Source organism: Paenibacillus sp. JZ16 (genome assembly GCF_015326965.1).
Classification (GTDB): Bacteria; Bacillota; Bacilli; order Paenibacillales; family Paenibacillaceae; genus Paenibacillus_AQ.
The window spans coordinates 227,340-244,667 of sequence record NZ_CP017659.1 but is presented as its reverse complement, the minus strand read 5'-3'; the positions used below and the strand labels follow the sequence as shown (position 1 = coordinate 244,667).

Annotated in this window: 13 protein-coding genes and 2 pseudogenes; 3 read left to right on the top strand and 12 right to left on the bottom strand. The window is 50.1% G+C overall.

Going from position 1 to position 17,328, the window contains the following annotated elements; genetic code table 11:
- Nucleotides 1–38: 38 nt before the first annotated feature.
- From asnA to BJP58_RS33420, 4 genes and pseudogenes are all read right to left on the bottom strand, one after another.
- Nucleotides 39–1,001 (bottom strand): aspartate--ammonia ligase, encoded by a 963-nt coding sequence (gene asnA / locus BJP58_RS01090; protein WP_199341207.1) that lies wholly within the window; start codon nt 999–1,001, stop codon nt 39–41.
- 174 nt (nt 1,002–1,175) lie between these two features.
- Complete coding sequence (locus tag BJP58_RS01085) at nt 1,176–1,811, bottom strand: LysE family transporter (RefSeq protein WP_194542421.1); 636 nt, start codon at nt 1,809–1,811, stop codon at nt 1,176–1,178.
- Between the two features lie 117 nt (nt 1,812–1,928).
- Nucleotides 1,929–2,588, bottom strand: a pseudogene (locus BJP58_RS33425) (DUF6138 family protein).
- A 40-nt stretch (nt 2,589–2,628) separates the two neighbouring features.
- A complete protein-coding gene (locus BJP58_RS33420) occupies nt 2,629–3,138 on the bottom strand; it encodes a DUF6138 family protein (protein ID WP_233354852.1) in 510 nt (169 codons plus the stop codon).
- Between BJP58_RS33420 and BJP58_RS01075 the strand changes: the two genes are divergently transcribed.
- Entirely contained in the window at nt 3,070–3,588 is a 519-nt protein-coding gene (locus BJP58_RS01075; protein ID WP_233354851.1) for a cytochrome P450, read from the top strand. The genes BJP58_RS33420 and BJP58_RS01075 overlap by 69 nt on opposite strands.
- Nucleotides 3,589–3,801: 213 nt before the next feature.
- Here BJP58_RS01075 and BJP58_RS33415 read toward each other — a convergent pair.
- Nucleotides 3,802–3,964, bottom strand: a pseudogene (locus BJP58_RS33415) (glycoside hydrolase family 88 protein); the annotation flags it as partial.
- Between the two features lie 58 nt (nt 3,965–4,022).
- Nucleotides 4,023–4,931, bottom strand: a complete 909-nt coding sequence (locus BJP58_RS01070) for a helix-turn-helix transcriptional regulator (protein WP_194542420.1) — start codon at nt 4,929–4,931, stop codon at nt 4,023–4,025.
- Between the two features lie 135 nt (nt 4,932–5,066).
- Between BJP58_RS01070 and BJP58_RS01065 the strand changes: the two genes are divergently transcribed.
- Complete coding sequence (locus BJP58_RS01065) at nt 5,067–7,052, top strand: alpha-amylase family protein (protein ID WP_194542419.1); 1,986 nt, start codon at nt 5,067–5,069, stop codon at nt 7,050–7,052.
- A gap of 334 nt (nt 7,053–7,386) precedes the next feature.
- On the opposite strand, the gene BJP58_RS01060 is transcribed toward BJP58_RS01065, so the two are convergent.
- From BJP58_RS01060 to BJP58_RS01045, 4 genes are all read right to left on the bottom strand, one after another.
- On the bottom strand, nt 7,387–9,585 hold the full coding sequence (locus BJP58_RS01060) for a heavy metal translocating P-type ATPase (protein WP_194542418.1): 2,199 nt from the start codon (nt 9,583–9,585) through the stop codon (nt 7,387–7,389).
- Between the two features lie 237 nt (nt 9,586–9,822).
- The gene (locus BJP58_RS01055) at nt 9,823–10,845 is read right to left on the bottom strand and encodes a serine hydrolase domain-containing protein (RefSeq protein ID WP_194542417.1); all 1,023 of its coding nucleotides are present in this window, start codon (nt 10,843–10,845) and stop codon (nt 9,823–9,825) included.
- A gap of 53 nt (nt 10,846–10,898) precedes the next feature.
- The gene (locus tag BJP58_RS01050; protein WP_194542416.1) at nt 10,899–11,723 is read right to left on the bottom strand and encodes a MerR family transcriptional regulator; all 825 of its coding nucleotides are present in this window, start codon (nt 11,721–11,723) and stop codon (nt 10,899–10,901) included.
- A 113-nt stretch (nt 11,724–11,836) separates the two neighbouring features.
- Complete coding sequence (locus tag BJP58_RS01045) at nt 11,837–12,625, bottom strand: alpha/beta fold hydrolase (RefSeq protein WP_233354850.1); 789 nt, start codon at nt 12,623–12,625, stop codon at nt 11,837–11,839.
- A 275-nt stretch (nt 12,626–12,900) separates the two neighbouring features.
- On the opposite strand from BJP58_RS01045, the gene BJP58_RS01040 reads away from it, so the two are divergent.
- Nucleotides 12,901–14,946, top strand: coding sequence for a serine hydrolase domain-containing protein (locus tag BJP58_RS01040; RefSeq protein ID WP_194542415.1), 2,046 nt, complete (start codon nt 12,901–12,903; stop codon nt 14,944–14,946).
- 371 nt (nt 14,947–15,317) lie between these two features.
- Here the strand turns inward: BJP58_RS01040 and BJP58_RS01035 are convergent, their stop codons facing one another.
- Both BJP58_RS01035 and BJP58_RS01030 read right to left on the bottom strand, forming a co-directional pair.
- A complete protein-coding gene (locus BJP58_RS01035) occupies nt 15,318–16,283 on the bottom strand; it encodes a DUF4097 family beta strand repeat-containing protein (RefSeq protein WP_194542414.1) in 966 nt (321 codons plus the stop codon).
- Between the two features lie 198 nt (nt 16,284–16,481).
- Complete coding sequence (locus tag BJP58_RS01030; RefSeq protein ID WP_071221625.1) at nt 16,482–17,297, bottom strand: ZIP family metal transporter; 816 nt, start codon at nt 17,295–17,297, stop codon at nt 16,482–16,484.
- Nucleotides 17,298–17,328 lie beyond the last annotated feature (31 nt).

The following is a 17,328-nucleotide window of genomic DNA, read 5'->3' as shown; positions in this document are numbered from 1 at the left end:
AAAGGGCATCTTTTAGTAGATGCCCTTTCTTTTGCTTCTTACAGAATCGGGATGTTTCCCTCTTCGCATTCTTTCATTGTTTTCTCGTTCCATACGGAGACCTGTACTTCACCGATATGAGCTTTTCTCAGAAGGAACATGCATAGCCTGGATTGTCCGATGCCTCCACCGATGGACGACGGCAGCTGCCCTGCGAGGACGGCTTGGTGAAAGTTAAGACCTAAACGATCCAGCTGGTTGCTGGCCAGAAGCTGTTGACGAAGTGATGGAGCATCCACCCGGATCCCCATGGATGAGATCTCCACCGCACAATTCAATACCGGATACCACAAAACAATATCCCCGTTTAACGTCCAGTCATCATAATCCGGCGAGCGGCCGTCGTGAACCTGCCCGGACTTCAACGCTCCGCCGATCTGCATAATGAATACGGCACCATGCATTCTGGCGATTTCATGTTCCCTTTCCTTCGGAGAGAGGCCAGGAAAGCGGTCTTCCAGCTCCTGCGTCGTAACGAAAAATATGCGCTCCGGAAGGATCGGCTCCAAGCATGGATGAAGTTCATGGACAAACGCTTCCGTGGACTTTATCGCTTCATATATTCGTGCAGCTTCGTATTTTAAGGTGGCGAGGTTGCGATTGTCTTCGCCTATCACTTTTTCCCAATCCCACTGATCGACGTAGATCGAATGCAGATTATCCATGCTTTCATCACGCCTGACGGCTTTCATATCGGTGTATAAACCTTCCCCATTCTTAAAGCCGTATTGGGCAAGGGCCGACCGTTTCCACTTTGCAAGGGATTGCACAATTTCGACACGGCCTTCCTTCATATCCATCACATCAAAAGATACGGTCCGTTCCGTACCGTTCAAATTGTCGTTAATGCCTGTGCCCTCTTTTACCATAACGGGTGAGGAGACTTCGGTTAAGCGGAGTGCCTTCTCAAGCCCGGTCTTAAAATACGATTTGGTTTTTTGTATGGCGATAGCCGTTTCCATCCTGTCTAGCCTGGATTGGTAACGCTCAGGAATCACGATAGATCTTAGCAAGTCGTTTTTCGCCCCTGAAATGTAAACTTCTGCCTAATTGTCTGAGAACAGTTTATGTTTACCCTCCAATACTGTCGCTTTGTCCCATGTATATTGAACGGAATTGGGCAGATGACCACTTGGTTATCCTGTTAACGCAAGAATGCCCTGAATCCCGAAGTACACACCGAAACCCACGAGGGAAATTCCCGAGATCACAGAAATCGCAGTCAGCATTTTGTCGTTCAGGAATCGGCGAAGTCCGCTGGTTAATCCCGCAACGCACAGGTCCCAGAGGGTTAGGCCCAAAAAGATCATGCTGCTGTAAAGCAGTAAATGGCTAGTCCCAAACGAGCTAGCGGTCTTAGCCAAGATGGACCCGTAAATCCCCAGCCAAAACAAAATCGACAACGGGCTGGTAATCGACATAAAAAACCCCAGCAAAAAACAGCTAAACAAGGAATCCTTTTTTCTCGCTGCAGAGCTGATTTTCAATTTATTCACCTTCATAATACTCTCAACACCGCTATAAATTAAAACGAATCCGCCAAAAAGCCATAAAAAAATCTGAACGATCGGAATGTTGAGAAATTGAACAAGTCCTAAATAAATGACCAGCATAAAGGCTGCGTCTGCCAACATGGATCCTGCTCCCACAACCCAGGCATGCCAAAAGCCATTTCGGATCCCTTTATCAAGCCTGGCCGAGTTCACGGGCCCGATCGGAGCAGCCAATGTTAATCCCAGAATAATGTAGCTAATTAATAAATTCACGTTCAATCGCATTCACTCCCGCCTACGAATACCAAGCTTGTACATTTTATGTGAAAAATGCGGTTGGATATGACTTCTAATCCTAAAACCAAGAAAAAAACCAGCTAATGTTTGTCAAGCATTTCAGCTTGGATGAGTTCTTTTCGTGATATACTTTTTCCGACCAACCCGAATAACCTCCACATCTATGGAGGTTTCCCCTTCGGCTTTGGCGGCTATCTTCTTGAGCTTGTCCATTCCGCCCCAGACCAAATATACGATATGCTCCACCTGGTAATACGGAAGGCCGCGAACTTGGTCGAGCAGCAGTTTGACGTTTACGTCGGTTTCCATGTCCGATTGAATCTTCAGTTTCATCCAATCGGTGCAGTGCAGCATGCACTTTACCAAGGTTGGAATCGTTTCCGCACAGACACCATGCCGCTCAGTAAAAGCTAAAGTAAAATGGTTTTGAACGGATTGGTGTTCGTCATCGACTTTACCCATATATTCTTCCACCAACGGGAAATACGTTTTATCCTTCAATCCGAGGCTAAATACGGCATAGCTTCCCGGCATGCAGTTTTTCTCCCCTTCCGTATCCGTGTACCATTCAAACGGCTCCATTGCAGTTTTGGCATACTCCTCCATTAGAGGTTACAGATCGGGATATTCCACAGCATTGGCAAAGAATCGATGCGTTCCCGACTTAGCCAAGCCTTTAATCGGGAGACACTGCTTCCCTGAGGACTTCAGTTTGATTTGGCAGCTTTTCGGGAATCCCAAGCCGAAGAGGTGAGTCAGAAACCGGAGCGCGCGAGCGTAACTCTCCCCTGTTTCCTGCTTAATCCATAGACGCCAATGATCCAGTCGAGTAGGGATCCGCGTCTGGAAACAGCCCCTCGTCCAGGATGTGTCTGGACAGGAAAAACGTCTCCAACGGTTTGGTCGGATAGGTTCCTTTTTCTAGCTTATTGGCTATATAGATTGAGATTCGTTCTTGTAATTGCTTCTTCTTTGTCCCATCTGTAAGAATACAAAGATTCAGGTCGCCTTCCCGCACTCGAAACTTGCCGTTAAACGGAAACTGATAATCGATGATAGAGCTCGGCATTTCATCCAATTTACGCTGCATATAAGAGGATAGCTCAGGAACGATGTGCTCTCGCACAAGTTCTTCGGTCAACGGCTCACCAGGTGTCCATCTGTCTTCCGGCATCGATCTGTCTAGATCATCATCTGTCATGCTCACCCTGCCCTTGTCATATTCAAGCAGCGCATAGTCATGTATCCCGATCTGCAGCGAAGTACGCTTCACGATGTTCTCTGCGTTTTTATCGCTGATAAAGGCCATCCATTGGTCGATCTGTTCCTTCCCCTGCCCAAAAACCATTCGGAAGATGTTCAAGAACTGAAACGTCGTGCTGCCAAGGAATATTACAACTATCTCTATCCTCATATCGTCCAAAAAAGAGCCAATCTCGCGGACGATATCATCTCCGACCTCATCCAAGCCGAGGACGGGGATCGGTTATCGGACGATGAGATCGTCAGAACGACGATGTTTATCGTGGGTGCAGGCATTGAAACGACGACTCATCTGCTAGCCAATACGTTTTATTCCTTCTTATATGACAACAACCAAATTTACGGGGAAATCCAGGCTAACCGCGAGCTCCTTCCCAATGCCATCGAGGAAATGCTCCGCTATCGGTTTAACATACTTTTGCCTGGGTGCTCCGCTGGCACGGCTGGAAGCAAATATAGCGATAAGCAGGTTCATGGATTTCTTCCCGCGCATTGAGCCGGTTCCTGAAACTGGAAGATAACCTGAGTCCTTCCGCTACAGGACAAATGTTGACTCAGCTTCCTATCCGTGTTCATCGGTAAGGCTAACCTCTCTCAGTTCACTAGGTACAATCAAAAAAAAGCCCTGTACAGCAAGTGCTCATGGTATCGGGAGGCCCTGTCAGTCTTAAATCACAGGGCCTCTCGCTTTTTAGGAAACCATGGAAAATCATTCTATTGTTTTTGACCTCACGGGTTCATACCAGTAACCGGGCCGCCCGTTGTTTAAACGCATGAGCTTCAAGGAAGAAATAATCGCCCCAAATGACAAAATCGTCCGGTGCAATTCCTCCCCTAACAAAATACGAGCCATGTTGCAAAAGACCTTTCGAAAGGTTACCCTGCACGGGATACGCACTCACCGTATCTGCGGGATCGCCTTATTACTTATCAGGGTTGTCCAGGTGACGCGTTCCCTCCACCTTCGTTCTGCTGCCGAAGCATCTGCCGATAAGCACCGGGCGTCATGCCAAGCTTGGCGGTAAACAGGCGCGTCATGTAGTTGGAATCACGGATTCCCACGCGTTCCGCGATCTCGGAAATGCCAAGCACCGTGCCGCCAAGCAGTTTCTTGGCCTCCTCCAGGCGCAGGTGCAGCACATACTGCAGGGGCGTTTTGCCGATATGCCTCTTCATGCATCTGGCGATATAACTCGCTTGGAAATGGAGCTTTTCCTCCAGCGAGGCCCGTTCAAACGGCTCCCTCCAATGTTCGTTTAAATAGGCTGCGGCGGCTTGGGCCAGCCGTACGGAAGGCTCCGGCTCGGACGTCCGGGCGCAGCCTGCCTGCAGGGCGGCAAACAGCTCGGTCAGCAAAAGATGGAGCTGGAGCGCATTCTCCCCGTTCAGTCTGTTGTGGGTATCGTTCAATCCGCGCAGCATCGGCTCCACGGTTTGCACCTCGACGGATGCAAACTTCGGCAAGTACATGCGCTGCTGCGATGAGGGCTCAACGTCTTCGACCGTGCCCTTGGACAGCAGGTTCGACCAGGGAATATCTTCTCGCCGGATGTGAACGGCCGGATGCCCATGGATGAAATGCACCCAATAAATCTCCGTATGCTCCGAGCAGGCTTGGTGCCCTACATGCGGCAGTCCTGCTTCCAGTACCAGCAGCTTTCCCGCGCCTACCTCATACTCCGTCTGTTCCTCCCTCATATAGAGCGTTCCCTTTGTGACCAGCAGCAGGTCAAAAACGCCGAAGGTACGAGCGAAATGCTTGTCTCCCGGCTTCCATACGGCATGTCCGGCCGTTACGAATTGCGGCAGCGGCGGTATGGCGAATTCTAAGCACAGCAAGGCCATCCCCTCCTTTTCGCAAGTTCATTTTGTGCTAATTAAAGTCTATATTATCACTGGTTGCCCGCATGAAAAAGAGGTACATTTGATCACAAGTAACCGCTACCATATAGCGACTAAGGAGGCTGTTTGCGCATGCGTTATCGTCAGGTTCATCTCGACTTCCATACATCCGAGGCCATCGCCGACATCGGAAGCCGTTTTTCAAAATCCCAGTTCCAGAACATGCTGCGTGCCGGGCACGTCGATTCCATCACGGTGTTTTCAAAATGCCATCACGGGTGGGCATACCATCCGAGCGAAGCCAATGAAATGCACCCGCATCTCTCATTCGATCTGCTGGGCGAGATGATTGCTGCCGCCCACGAAATCGACGTCAAAACGCCGGTGTACTTATCCGCGGGGCTGGACGAAAAGCTGGCGCGGCGCCATCCCGAATGGCTGATCCGCGACGCGGAAGATCGTACGCGCTGGGTGAAAGATTTCATGACCCCCGGTTACCACGAGTTTTGCTTTAATACGCCTTACCTGGACATCTTGATTGAGCAAATTCGTGAGGTAGTCTCCAGATATGATGCGGATGGCATTTTCCTTGACATCGTCGGGATCCGCAAATGCCGGTGCCAGCATTGCGTAGCCGCCCTGCGATCAGCCGGTCAAGACCCTCGCGATGAAGCAGCCGTTGCCGCCCTGGGCGAGGCGACCTACCTGAACTATGCCCGCCGCGTTCGGGAAACGGTGGACGAGATCAAGCCCGGTCTTCCGGTTTTCCATAACAGCGGCCATCAGCGTCGCGGACGCCGCGACCTTGCCCAAGTCAACAGTCATCTGGAACTGGAATCGCTGCCGACCGGAGGCTGGGGTTACGACCACTTCCCGCTTTCCGCACGCTATGCACAGACGCTTGGCATGGACTATCTCGGCATGACGGGCAAATTCCATACCTCCTGGGGCGAATTCGGCGGTTACAAGCATCCGAACGCGCTTCGCTTCGAAACGGCGCTCAGTTTCGCCCACGGCGCCAAGTGCTCAATCGGCGATCAGCTTCACCCTTCCGGCATGATGGATGAAGCGACTTACGCCTTGATCGGCACCGCCTATGCGGAGGTGGAAGCGAAGGAGCCATGGTGCAGCGAAACATCTTCAGTAGCGGATATCGCCGTCTTGTCGCTGGAGGCTGCTTGGGAGGCTTGTCCCGAAGCACGAAAATCGGAAGACCGTAACAATCTGGCGGATGCCGGAGCCGTACGCATCCTGACCGAAGGACATTACCTGTACGACATCGTGGATGCCAGTGCTGATTTCAGCCTCTACAAAGTGCTGATTTTGCCGGATGATGTGCCGGTATGGCCGGCATTGGGAGAAGCTATCCGCGCTTTTACCGCGAGCGGCGGCAAGCTTCTGGCCACGGGTCGCTCAGGTTTGGAGCCGGACGGCAGCGCATTTGCGCTTGATCTTGGACTGAACTGGAGAGGCGCCAGCCCTTACCGTCCGTCATATTTCCGTCCGGACTTTACTCCAGGGCCCCTCCTCCCTGCTTCATTTGTCATATACAGCGAGGGACAGCAGGTTGAACTGAACGGCGGCCGTGCAATTGGCAGCCGGGAGAATCCGTACTTTAACCGGGACGTGTTCACGTTCTGTTCTCATCAGCACACGCCAAGCGCGGGGGAGGACAGCGGACCCGGCATGATCGAAAGCACAAGCGGTATCTATATCGCATGGAATGTGTTCGGCGACTACGCGGACAACGGACATCTCATTCTGAAAGAGATGGTATTGCATGCTCTTGCACGGCTCCTGCCGCAGCCTTCCTTGAGCTGCGATTTGCCGGCACGAGGCATTGCGACGCTTCAGTATCAGCAGGGCGAGAAACGCTACATAAATCACCTGTTGTATGCCACCCCTGTGTTGAAGGGGCGTGTTGAAGTCATTGAAGACATCGTTCCGCTGCGGGATGTTTCCGTCGGCTTGCGTCTCCCGTCCCAGGCCTCGGTTAAACGGGTCTATTTAGCTCCTTCGATGGAGGAACTTCCTTATACTGTCAACAATCAAGACGAGATTAACTACACGGTTCCTTATTTGGATAATCACCAAATGGTTGTGTTGGAGCTGGCGTAGTGATCGTTCCTGCCATAGATGAGTGATGGCACACAACTCTGCCTTGAGGAATAGCCGCAGTCTCCGGACTGCGGCTATTTCATTTTATCTTTTAGATCACAATTCCCTAATACATCGCAAGAAAGGACGGCTTACACCTGATCGAGAGGTTACTCAGGATCAGTTAGCGGTTGAGTCAACATGGTTCCCTGCAAATTAGCTGTTATGTCGTCCCACCTCGTACATCCCTGCACTTTATCCAGCCAAAGGAATGATCATAATCCAGGTGCGGGTGAAATCCCAGGCTCGCGGACCCGTACCGGTGGCTGCATATCAACGGGTTGGGACTCCGTCTTCAAATTATTATGCTTCTCTTACCCAGTCTCTGCACCTTCAGCTGCAATCTAAGCGCATTCGCAACAACAATCACGGAGCTTCCCGCCATGCCGATGCAAGCGATGCGCGGATCCAAATAACCGCATGCGGCCAATGGTACGGTAACGGCGTTATACAATAGAGCAAACAGCAAATTCTGATGAACGTTCCGCATCGTTTGGCGGCTCCACCTATACGCATCGATGATGTTGAATAGCTTGTTTCCGATCAGTACGATGTCGCCGGCCTGTTTAGCGGCGTCCGCTCCCCCGCCCATCGCCATGCCGACATCTGCCACGGCTAGCGCAGCCGCATCGTTTATTCCATCGCCAATCATCACAACGGAACGCCCTTGATGTTGAAGCTCGCGGATGAATGCCAGCTTGTCTTCAGGAAGCATGCCTGCACGCATCTGATCGATCCCAGCCGCGGCAGCCACCGCCACGGCGGCCTGCTCCTCATCGCCGGTCACCATCCACACATCGGCTCGGCGCTTTAACTCCTGTACAATCTTCCGGGCGTCTTTTCTAAGCTTGTCAATCAATACAAGCGACCCGATGCACTTCCCGTTCACGGCGACATAAATCCTTGTATAGCCGGGGTGATCTGGAGGACTCTCCAGCTGTATGCCCTGCTCCAGCAGCCATCTTCGATTTCCCACGCATACGTGCTCACCTGTGACATAGCCTTCCATCCCTTTCCCAACCCGCTCTTGAAATTTCTGGGCTTCCAAAATGGGGGAATGTTTGTCTTGGGCAGCTCGTACAATGGCTTGTGCTAACGGGTGGGCGGACCGGGAAGCCACCGCAGCCGACATGGATAGCGCGTAGGCAGCTTTGGTGCCGTCCGCAGTGTGAATCGCCGTAAGTTGAGGCGTTCCTTCCGTCAACGTGCCGGTCTTATCCAACAATACGACATCGGTTCGGCGCAAACTCTCCAGAGAACGGCCGTCTTTGAATAGAACGCCTCTTTGGGCGGACGAGCCGGTTGCGATCAGGATGGATACCGGCGTAGCTAACCCAAGCGCACAGGGACAGGCGATCAGTAATACAGACAGCGCGTGGCGCATGGCCGTTTCGGATGCATCGGGAGATTGGGAAAACCAGAGCCACCCCGCATATGTAAGCGCAGCACAACCGATCATCAAGGGAACAAAAATCGCCGCTATACGATCTACGGTTCGCTGAATGGCCGGTTTCCCCTGCTGCGCGGACTCGATTAGCCCAATCATTTGAGACAGGCGGGTTTCGTCATGATACTTATCAACCACGATGTCCAAACTTCCGATCAGACAACGCGTGCCGGCGTAGACTCGATCTTTCATGCCCTTGGCCACTGCTGTACTTTCACCTGTCAGCATAGATTCATCGGCATCCGCCGATCCCGACTGAACAAAGCCGTCAATGGAGATCCATTCCCCCTGATTCACCCGGATGCGGTCTCCGATCTGCACTTGATCCGCAGAAATCCATTCTTCCCCATGACTGCGTATGACTCGAACCCGTTTAACCTGAAGCTCATATAAGGCACTAAGCTGCTTCAACGCTCTGCCTTTGGCCATGGTCTCAAGCCACTTACCCAGCAGAACCGCAGCCATCACCATCGCGATCGTATCAAAATAAAGCGTTGGATGCGCGAAGCTGTCCCGGGATTCAAACATGACATAGTGACTGTAGAAGTAAGCCACCGAGGTACTTAACGCAACGAGAGTATCCATGTTGGCCGTACGATGGATCAATGCCTGGTAAGCTCCGTAATAGAAAGGATACCCTACGCCAAACTGAAGCAAGGTAGCGAGCACCCATTGAAATACAGGTTCCATCAACAAATTCGGTATCCATTGTGCAGGCCAATCGGCAACATGCGCCATCATCGCCCATATGAGCGGCATGGATAAACAAGCGGCAATGATAAACCGGATGCGATAAGCTCCCGTCTCCGCATCGATCCCGGCATGCGGATGCGACAGCCTGTCGGTCGCTCCATAGCCAAGTTTTTCGATTCTCTCCATGATCTTCTCTATACCAATCTGCGTCGGTTCATAATGAATCGTGGCCTGAGATAAGGCGAGGCTAACACGGACAGATTGAATGCCTTGCACCTTACGAAGAACTTTCTCGATCCGGGCTGCACAAGCCGTGCAAGTCATGCCCGTCACTTGGATTTGATGCAGCTTCACAACGATTCCTCCCCACCCTCTGCTTATTTCTGTTTTCGCTTGTCCATACAATGTATGAAAATACGCGTAACATCAGAATGGCTAAGAAGGGCCACCGATTGCGATTTTTGCCTGAAAGAGTGTGCAGCAACCATAAAAGCCGCCAATTTGGCGGCTTCAGATGCGCAGATATATTTGTTTTTTTGACATCAACCACATATTGAAACTGATACCGAGACAAAGATTGCGATGATCTATTTAGTCGATAACCGCCGGGATAATGCGTTCTTTAATCAGTGTCCATCGATCCCGCGGATTGACGGTAAATGCTGATGCAATGGCTACGACCAAGTCTTGCTTCGGAATGCAGCAAATGATATTGCCTCCATCGCCTACTGCCGAGTATGCAGATACTCCGTCCTCATCGCGCAACCACCATAGATATCCATAATGGTTGGGATTCATCGCTGTTGATTGGTCAATCCATGCCCCCGATATAATGGGCTGATTGTCCCATGTGCCGCGGTTCAGATAAAGAAAACCGAAACGAGCCATATCTCGAGGAGTTAGCGTAAGCCCCCATCCTCCAGTAGAATTACCGGCTGGATCTTTGACCCATCCCCTGACGTCTTTTCCGAATAAATCATCAAATCCGAATGAATTCATGTCATAATCCGGAATTTCGTTCATGCCGATCGGTTTAAACAAGTATTCGTTAGCAAACGCGCGGGCACTTTTTCCTGTGCTGCGAGTTATTACTGCTGAGAGGAGATGCACCCCTGCAGTAGAATACTTAAATGCTCCCAGACTTCCACCGATGCCCAGCATATCCAGCGTATAATGAACCCAATCTGATTGCATGCACAGTTTGTCCAGCGGTTCGTGCCAATCCTCAAATGGATAAGGAGCCGTCATCGTGAGCAGATGGCGTATCGTTACTTCCCGTTGTTGTTGAGCGTGAGCCTTAGGTTCATATTCGGGGAAAAAATCCAGCACCTTCTGATCTGCATGTTGTATATAGCCTGCATCTATAGCAATGCCAATGAGTGCGGATATGATACTCTTTGTAACCGATGCAACATGGTGCCGATCCTCCGGGCCATAACCATGATCATATTTTTCATAAACGATAGCTCCGTGTCGAGCCACGATTATGCCATGAATATCGGGATATTCGGTTTTGATCCATGAATCCAGCCCTGAAAGCTTGTCAGCGTCCATTCCCACCGTCGCCGGGGCTAGGGTTTGCCATAATGTCGTTGGCCAGCAGCTTCTTTTCATAATAGATACCTCGCAGAATTCGTTATACAAGCTATATGGTATATGTAAATCTCTTATTTTTTGGTCACGGGGAAATACACCTCGGTCACCAATTCCTCGGCAGTCAAGGCCTGATAGGGGTCGGTTACATAAACTTCATAGGGCGATTGAGTCAAAGCATATCCTTCATCTTCTATCCATTCCCTCAGTTTGGCATATACCGATGTCAAATTGGAATAAGCCCCCTTTAAAACAGACCTCGCGCAAAGGCCACCGGACAACACTCTCGTTCCCTTTACAGCCTCCCTGACCGGAAGGGCAAACTCGGTGTCATTGCCTGCAGGATGGAATTCCGGACTGTGATATATGGTCATAGGTGTTCCGACCAAGGTAAGCTGCTCCCTGGCAATCTTTTCGTACAATCTGCTGTAATACCCGCCATATCCTAAAGCATAGTCATCACTGCTCATCATTTGACGCATGTTAAGGATATTCATTGGTCCTGTTTCAACAAGCCGTACTTCGATATCATCCAGATATGACATCAAATGTATGCCCTGCTCCAGATTCAAGATATCCTGGTTCATTTGTTTTAGGATATATTCATACGTGTCTAACTTCTCCTGAATATCCCTACGTTTGCGATGAAGGGCGAAGCGAAGCTTCTCTTCGGATGGATCCGCTTCCTCGTCCAGAATCTCCTTGATTTCTTCCAGCGAAAAATGATAAGACTTCAAACGGTTAATATAGAGCATTTTCTTTAATTGACTAATGGAATAATATCGGTAACCGTTTTCCGGATTGATCTGGTTCGGATGAATTAATCCGATCTCATCGTAATATCGAAGTGTCTTTGTAGATACTTCGCATATTTTGGAGAATTCTCCAATCGACAGCAAAGGTTCACCTCTTTTCTGGTTTATCGCTCTTGGTTCAAGATCACTATACACCTTGCCCTAAGGGCAAAGTCTACAGCCATTTTATGAGGAGGATTATGATCTGCCCGTCCCCGCTATAAATGAGGAGTACCCTCCGGAATTGTACCGGTGTTAAGCCAATGGTTCACTACCCGATTAAACAGCGCCGGATCAGCAAGCGGTATGCCGTGCCCAACACCGGGAAAGATGATCCCGTCAGCGTTTTCGCTCAGCTGCACGAGATCTTCAGCCGACTTTTTAACAATGCCTCTCTCCTTCTCCCCAACCGTAACCAATAGCTTCGTTGTGGATTCTTGAATCCGCGGAGAGATTGAATAGGACATATTCTCCTTCAGCACTGAAACCAGCATCTCCCGTTTCATATTCAGAGTTTCCGCGTAATACTGTTCAAAGTCAACCTCATTCACATACAGCGTGCTTGCCTGCCATCTGGAAAACCATCTGTATCTTGTTAATGGGAAGCTTATTCGAACGGAAGGTTCAATCAGCTTAAGCGCTGTCGGCATCGGCCTCAGCAATGCGCTGTTTACGATGGCGTAATCAATAAGGCCGGGTCGCTGACATATCATCTCCACGAGAATTTGCGCACCTAGTGAAAAGCCGAAGACAACAATCTCCCGTCCATCAGCTTTGGTCGAAATGACCTCGTTAAGCTGCTCCGCGGTGCGGCATATGGAAAAAGGCGGATTGCCGGGGCTGCGCCCATGTCCGGGCAAGTCAGGTATCAGGCAGAAGCTGTTTTCAAAAAAGGGAATCTGCTTGCTCCACATCCATCCGCTTACACCGCCGCCATGCAAAAAAACGATCATCCTTGCTGCCTGCTTATTTCCGCTCTCCTTGATGTATAGATTCAGTTTCCTCATCCCCCAGACATCTCTATGTTTATACTATTATAAAATAATAAGTATAAATTTTGATAGTGTATTACCTAAATAACGCAATCAAATTGTACTAATTAAAAACAATCGATATAAAACGATTAATTTCGCCTCGGTTATTCTATCTCCCCTGGACCAAAGTCGAGGCCTGGTTCCCTCCGAAGAGCCAGTTAAAACTCATTCTGCGGACCGTTCTTCCATCTCCCTCCATCGTCTACCATGAAGTGGAAATCAAATACGATTGACAAGGAGAGGAACCCATGAAGCCAAATAAACAAAGCAAATCCAGAACCATTCGTGTCCTGGCAGCCTCCGTACTGTCCGCTAGCCTGCTGGCTTTCCCTGCCGATATCTTTGCCGATACGGCTAAACCCGCCTCAAGTACAGCTTTAACACAGCAAACGGGAGCACCGGTACTGAGTGCCAAAGAAGTCAAGGCGTTCACCGACGCCTATTTTGCCAAACCCCAGGTTTCGGACATGCTGGCTGGTGCGCTTGTTGTGGTCGTAAAAGACGACAAGGTGCTGCTGAATACGGGCTACGGCTATGCCGACCTTGAATCCAAGAAAAAGATTGACCCCGATCGAACCTTGTTCCGCATGGCCTCGATATCCAAATCGATAACCGCGACGGCGGTCATGCAACTGGTAGAGGAAGGAAAAATCGACCTGAAGCAAGACATAACCGATTATATGCCGGATGTTAAAATCACCAACAACACCGGGACACCCGTCACCGTTGAGCATTTATTGACCCATACAACAGGCTTCGACTTTACGGACGACTACTCGCTTCCGCAGCATATCATTCAGAAGGGCGAGATGCCGCTTGCCGACTTTATCCGGTTAAATGCACCGGCTGTGGTTCGCACGCCAGGAGAGGTTTACCGCTATGATAATCTTGCCTCCTCCATGCAGGGCTACATTGTCGAGCGGGTATCAGGAGAACCGTTTGAAGATTATGTAAAAAAGCATATTTTCACCCCGCTACAAATGGAGCACGCTGCATTTCGGATGGATGAGGATATCATCGCAAACCTTGCGACTGGCTACAATGCCGAACGTCATCCGTTTAAGCCGTACCAAAACATACCTACCATCGCGCCGGAAGGCGGCATGTTCGCCACCGGTACCGATATGGCCAATTTCATCACTGCCCATCTAAATAAGGGCCAGTTCGGATCTTCCCGCATTATGAAGGAAGAGACCAAGCGTTTGATGCATCAGACGCATTATGATGCAGCTGGTCTTCCGTTGATGTCATACGGTTTTGAATCGTTCATGCACAGCAGCCATAACGGCCAAACCCTGATTGGCAAAGGTGGCGATTTGGATGGCTATCATTCCTGGCTTTGGCTCCTTCCCGACCAGAATGTCGGAGGCCTGATCGTTGTTAACAGTGACGCGAGCACATCGATCCGAGCCGAATTTTTCACCGCATTTATGGATCATTTTTATCCGAAGAAGCAGGTTCAGCCGAACGACTTCCCGCTTAATCAGGAGCAGCTCAAGAAATTCGAGGGCATGTTCAGAAGTTTGAGAACACCGATTATCGCCACACAGGTGAAGGCCGGCCAAGGTGAGTTGTTAGTCTCGGATGCATTGGGCGAACATAAACTCACGCCGGTCGGTCCGCTGCGATTCGTAGATGAGAACGGTACGCCTGCCGCCTTCAAGGAAGATGATAACGGCAATGTGGCGTATATGTATTATACGGCGATAGACAGCATGTCCGAAAAGCTCGCGGAGCCTGCTGCGTACAGCGACGTTCCGGAAGAGAATCCTTATGCCAAGGATATCTACTTCATGCAGTCCCTCAAGGCTTTTGACGAGAATGAGCAATCCACCTTCCGACCGAATGAACCGATTACGCGGGCAGAGTTTGTCAGTGTTATCAGCCGGCTGGCCGGGATGAAGCCTAGCGATAGCGCGAGTTCGTTTAAGGATATGCAAGGGCACCCTCTCGCTGGTTATGTGCAGAATGTCGCGGACATGGGAGGTGTCACCGGCACACCAGCCCAGAACTTTGAACCGGATCAGCCGATCACGCGCCAAGAGGCTGCTGCTATAATATGGCGTGTGGCCCAAAACGCGCTTGGCGCCAAGGCGGTTCCGGCCAAACTCAGCTCAAAACCGGCTGCATGGGCAGACGAAGCCGTACAGTTCATGGTCGGATCCGGGATGCATGGACCCGAGGTGACAACAGACGCAAACGGGGCCGCCGATTACCGGCCGTCCGACAAACTTCTGCGCAAGGAAGCTGCCGCCATCTATGCGAGACTGATTCAACAAGCCTTTGGTTTTTAATGAAAGAGACATCGAAGTTGGTCATACCCCTGCCAAGTTGACGCCAATAAAGTGACATCTGTAAGCTGCGACCGTTTCCCGGAACTCCAATGGGAAGCGGTCATTTAGCTTTTCTGAACAGTCTCCGTGAGTTTGCAGAGTTTACACTCCCCCGCACGAACGTAGATAATATCCCTGACCAGTTTTTTAGCGGCGTGTCCGACTGAAAGTTTCTTGTTAGCACGTCCTTTTTATTCCCATGAAAAAATCCCCTCAGCAGACAACATGTAAAGCCATCTTAACAGATGTCTCTTTTTCGTTGTCTGCCATGAGGGGAGAATATCAATTCGGGGTGTTTTCTCTTCAAATCGTCGATTCTATTGTGTTCAACTTTATTCCAGCTTGAAGTTTCCAGAGCCAGTGCGAACTTTCAGCGCTATGTCGCCATTGCCGAACGTCCCCTTCAGCCTGCCTTCGTCTTCGTCTTTTACCTCATACTGTATTCCGTCCCACTCGATTTTTCCTTCACCGGAGCTTCCTTGAAAATCAACTTCCAGGGAGGAAGGCTCTTGAGCCAAATCGATGTTTACGTTCCCGCTTCCGGCTCGGAGGTCGGTATTATGGATCAACCGCTCCGATTCCAGGTGTATGTTTCCAGAACCTGTCGTTCCTTGTACGGCCGACTCCCCGTCTTTCAGTTCAACATCGCCGCTTCCAGTCTGAAAGTTCAGCGTTGTGGCATGGTAGCGTTCCGCCTCTATAGTGCCGGATCCGGATTCCAACATAAAGGATTCGGCTTCAATCTCCATTGCCTCAATATCACCACTGCCGGTATACACCGTAAGTGAACCTGCATTTACTTCCTGAATATTGATATTCCCGCTGCCTGCCTTAACGGTGACAGCATCTCCACGCATATTTCCGATCTCGATATCGCCGCTTCCACTTTCAATTTGGGCCGCTGTCCATTGCTTTTCCGGTATTTCCACGGATAAAACGATATCCATAATATTCACACCAAACTCAATACCGTCAGGAACATCAACCCCGATTTCCAGCGTATCTCCGTTCGGCTCGACCTTCAATTTCACTTGGTCTGCATTTTTCGTGCTTACCTTTCCGTTCAACCGAACTTTAATCTCGTCTGCATTTCCTTTTGTGATTTCAATGTCGGAGCTTCCAGTTTGAATGGACAAATCCCGGTAATCATCAGCGGCGAATGTTTTCTCATCATTAATTTTCTTGGTCTTAAAGGAAAATCCGAATTGAACATCCGAAAAAATGTTCCTCGGGTTCATCGTAAAGAGCAACAGCAGTACGCCGGCCACTACGATCAATATACCTGTTTTCTTTTGCATAATGTGTTCCCATTCCTTCCGTCGTCCCTTTTTGTCTCTCTTCTGCCAAATCCTGAAGTCCTATTCAGTATAGCATCCATTTAGAGACTTGAGCATTGGTCCCGCGAATGAGACGAGAACCTCGACTTTAGTCCAGTATAGCTTAGCCGGGGTGAACGACAAAACAGCCAGTCCGCACCCGGCTGGCTGTTCTCGTCGCTATCCCAACGCCACATCAAGAATCATCATCAATACGAAACCGAACATTAAACTCATGGAAGCCAAATCCTTATTCCCTTTTTCTTGCGAACTTGGAATAACCTCTTCGGCTACAACGAAAATCATCGCACCGGCCGCGAAACTCAATGCGTAAGGGAGCATGGGTTCAATAAAGGCGACGGCTACCGCGCCGATTACCGCGGCAATGGGTTCCACCATACCCGAGAACTGTCCATAGAAGAAGCTTTTTCTCTGGGACATTCCGTCACCTCGTAAGGGCATGGAAACTGCAACGCCCTCCGGGAAGTTTTGAATACCGATGCCCAAGGCCAGCGTCAAAGCCCCTACCAGCGATGCTTCAGTCCCTCCATTGGCAAGCGCACCGAATGCGATCCCGACCGCTAACCCTTCCGGAATGTTGTGGAGGGTAATAGCGAGGACCAGCAGAGTACTCCGTTTTCTCACTTTGGGGTTATATCCTTCCGCTCCTCCAATCGGAGAATTGGGATGAAGATGGGGTAATACCTTATCGATTCCCCATATAAAAACTCCACCTAATAAAAATCCGAAGGCCGCCGGAAACCAGTTTCCAATCGCATTGCCTTCCGACATCTCGATGGCTGGAGCCAATAAGGACCAGTAACTGGCCGCAATCATGACACCGCCGGCAAAACCCAACATACTATCCAGCAGACGCTGGTTCAATGTTTTTGTAAAAAAAACAAGAGCCGCCCCTAACGCCGTCATTCCCCAAGTAAACAAGGTGGCTAGTAATGCTTGGATAATGGGATTGAATTTCATAAAAAAATCTACCATTAAACAAGAACTCCTTTATGAAAATAATATG

Bases quoted from the DNA above. Each gene is read 5' to 3' on its own strand.
- BJP58_RS01035 (WP_194542414.1), bottom strand. From the start codon at position 16,283: ATGCAAAAGAAAACAGGTATATTGATCGTAGTGGCCGGCGTACTGCTG.
- BJP58_RS01065 (WP_194542419.1), top strand. From the start codon at position 5,067: ATGCGTTATCGTCAGGTTCATCTCGACTTCCATACATCCGAGGCCATC.
- BJP58_RS01045 (WP_233354850.1), bottom strand. From the start codon at position 12,625: ATGAGGAAACTGAATCTATACATCAAGGAGAGCGGAAATAAGCAGGCA.
- BJP58_RS01040 (WP_194542415.1), top strand. From the start codon at position 12,901: ATGAAGCCAAATAAACAAAGCAAATCCAGAACCATTCGTGTCCTGGCA.
- BJP58_RS01075 (WP_233354851.1), top strand. From the start codon at position 3,070: ATGTATCCCGATCTGCAGCGAAGTACGCTTCACGATGTTCTCTGCGTT.
- asnA (WP_199341207.1), bottom strand. From the start codon at position 1,001: ATGGAAACGGCTATCGCCATACAAAAAACCAAATCGTATTTTAAGACC.
- BJP58_RS33420 (WP_233354852.1), bottom strand. From the start codon at position 3,138: ATGGCCTTTATCAGCGATAAAAACGCAGAGAACATCGTGAAGCGTACT.
- BJP58_RS01055 (WP_194542417.1), bottom strand. From the start codon at position 10,845: ATGAAAAGAAGCTGCTGGCCAACGACATTATGGCAAACCCTAGCCCCG.
- BJP58_RS01030 (WP_071221625.1), bottom strand. From the start codon at position 17,297: ATGGTAGATTTTTTTATGAAATTCAATCCCATTATCCAAGCATTACTA.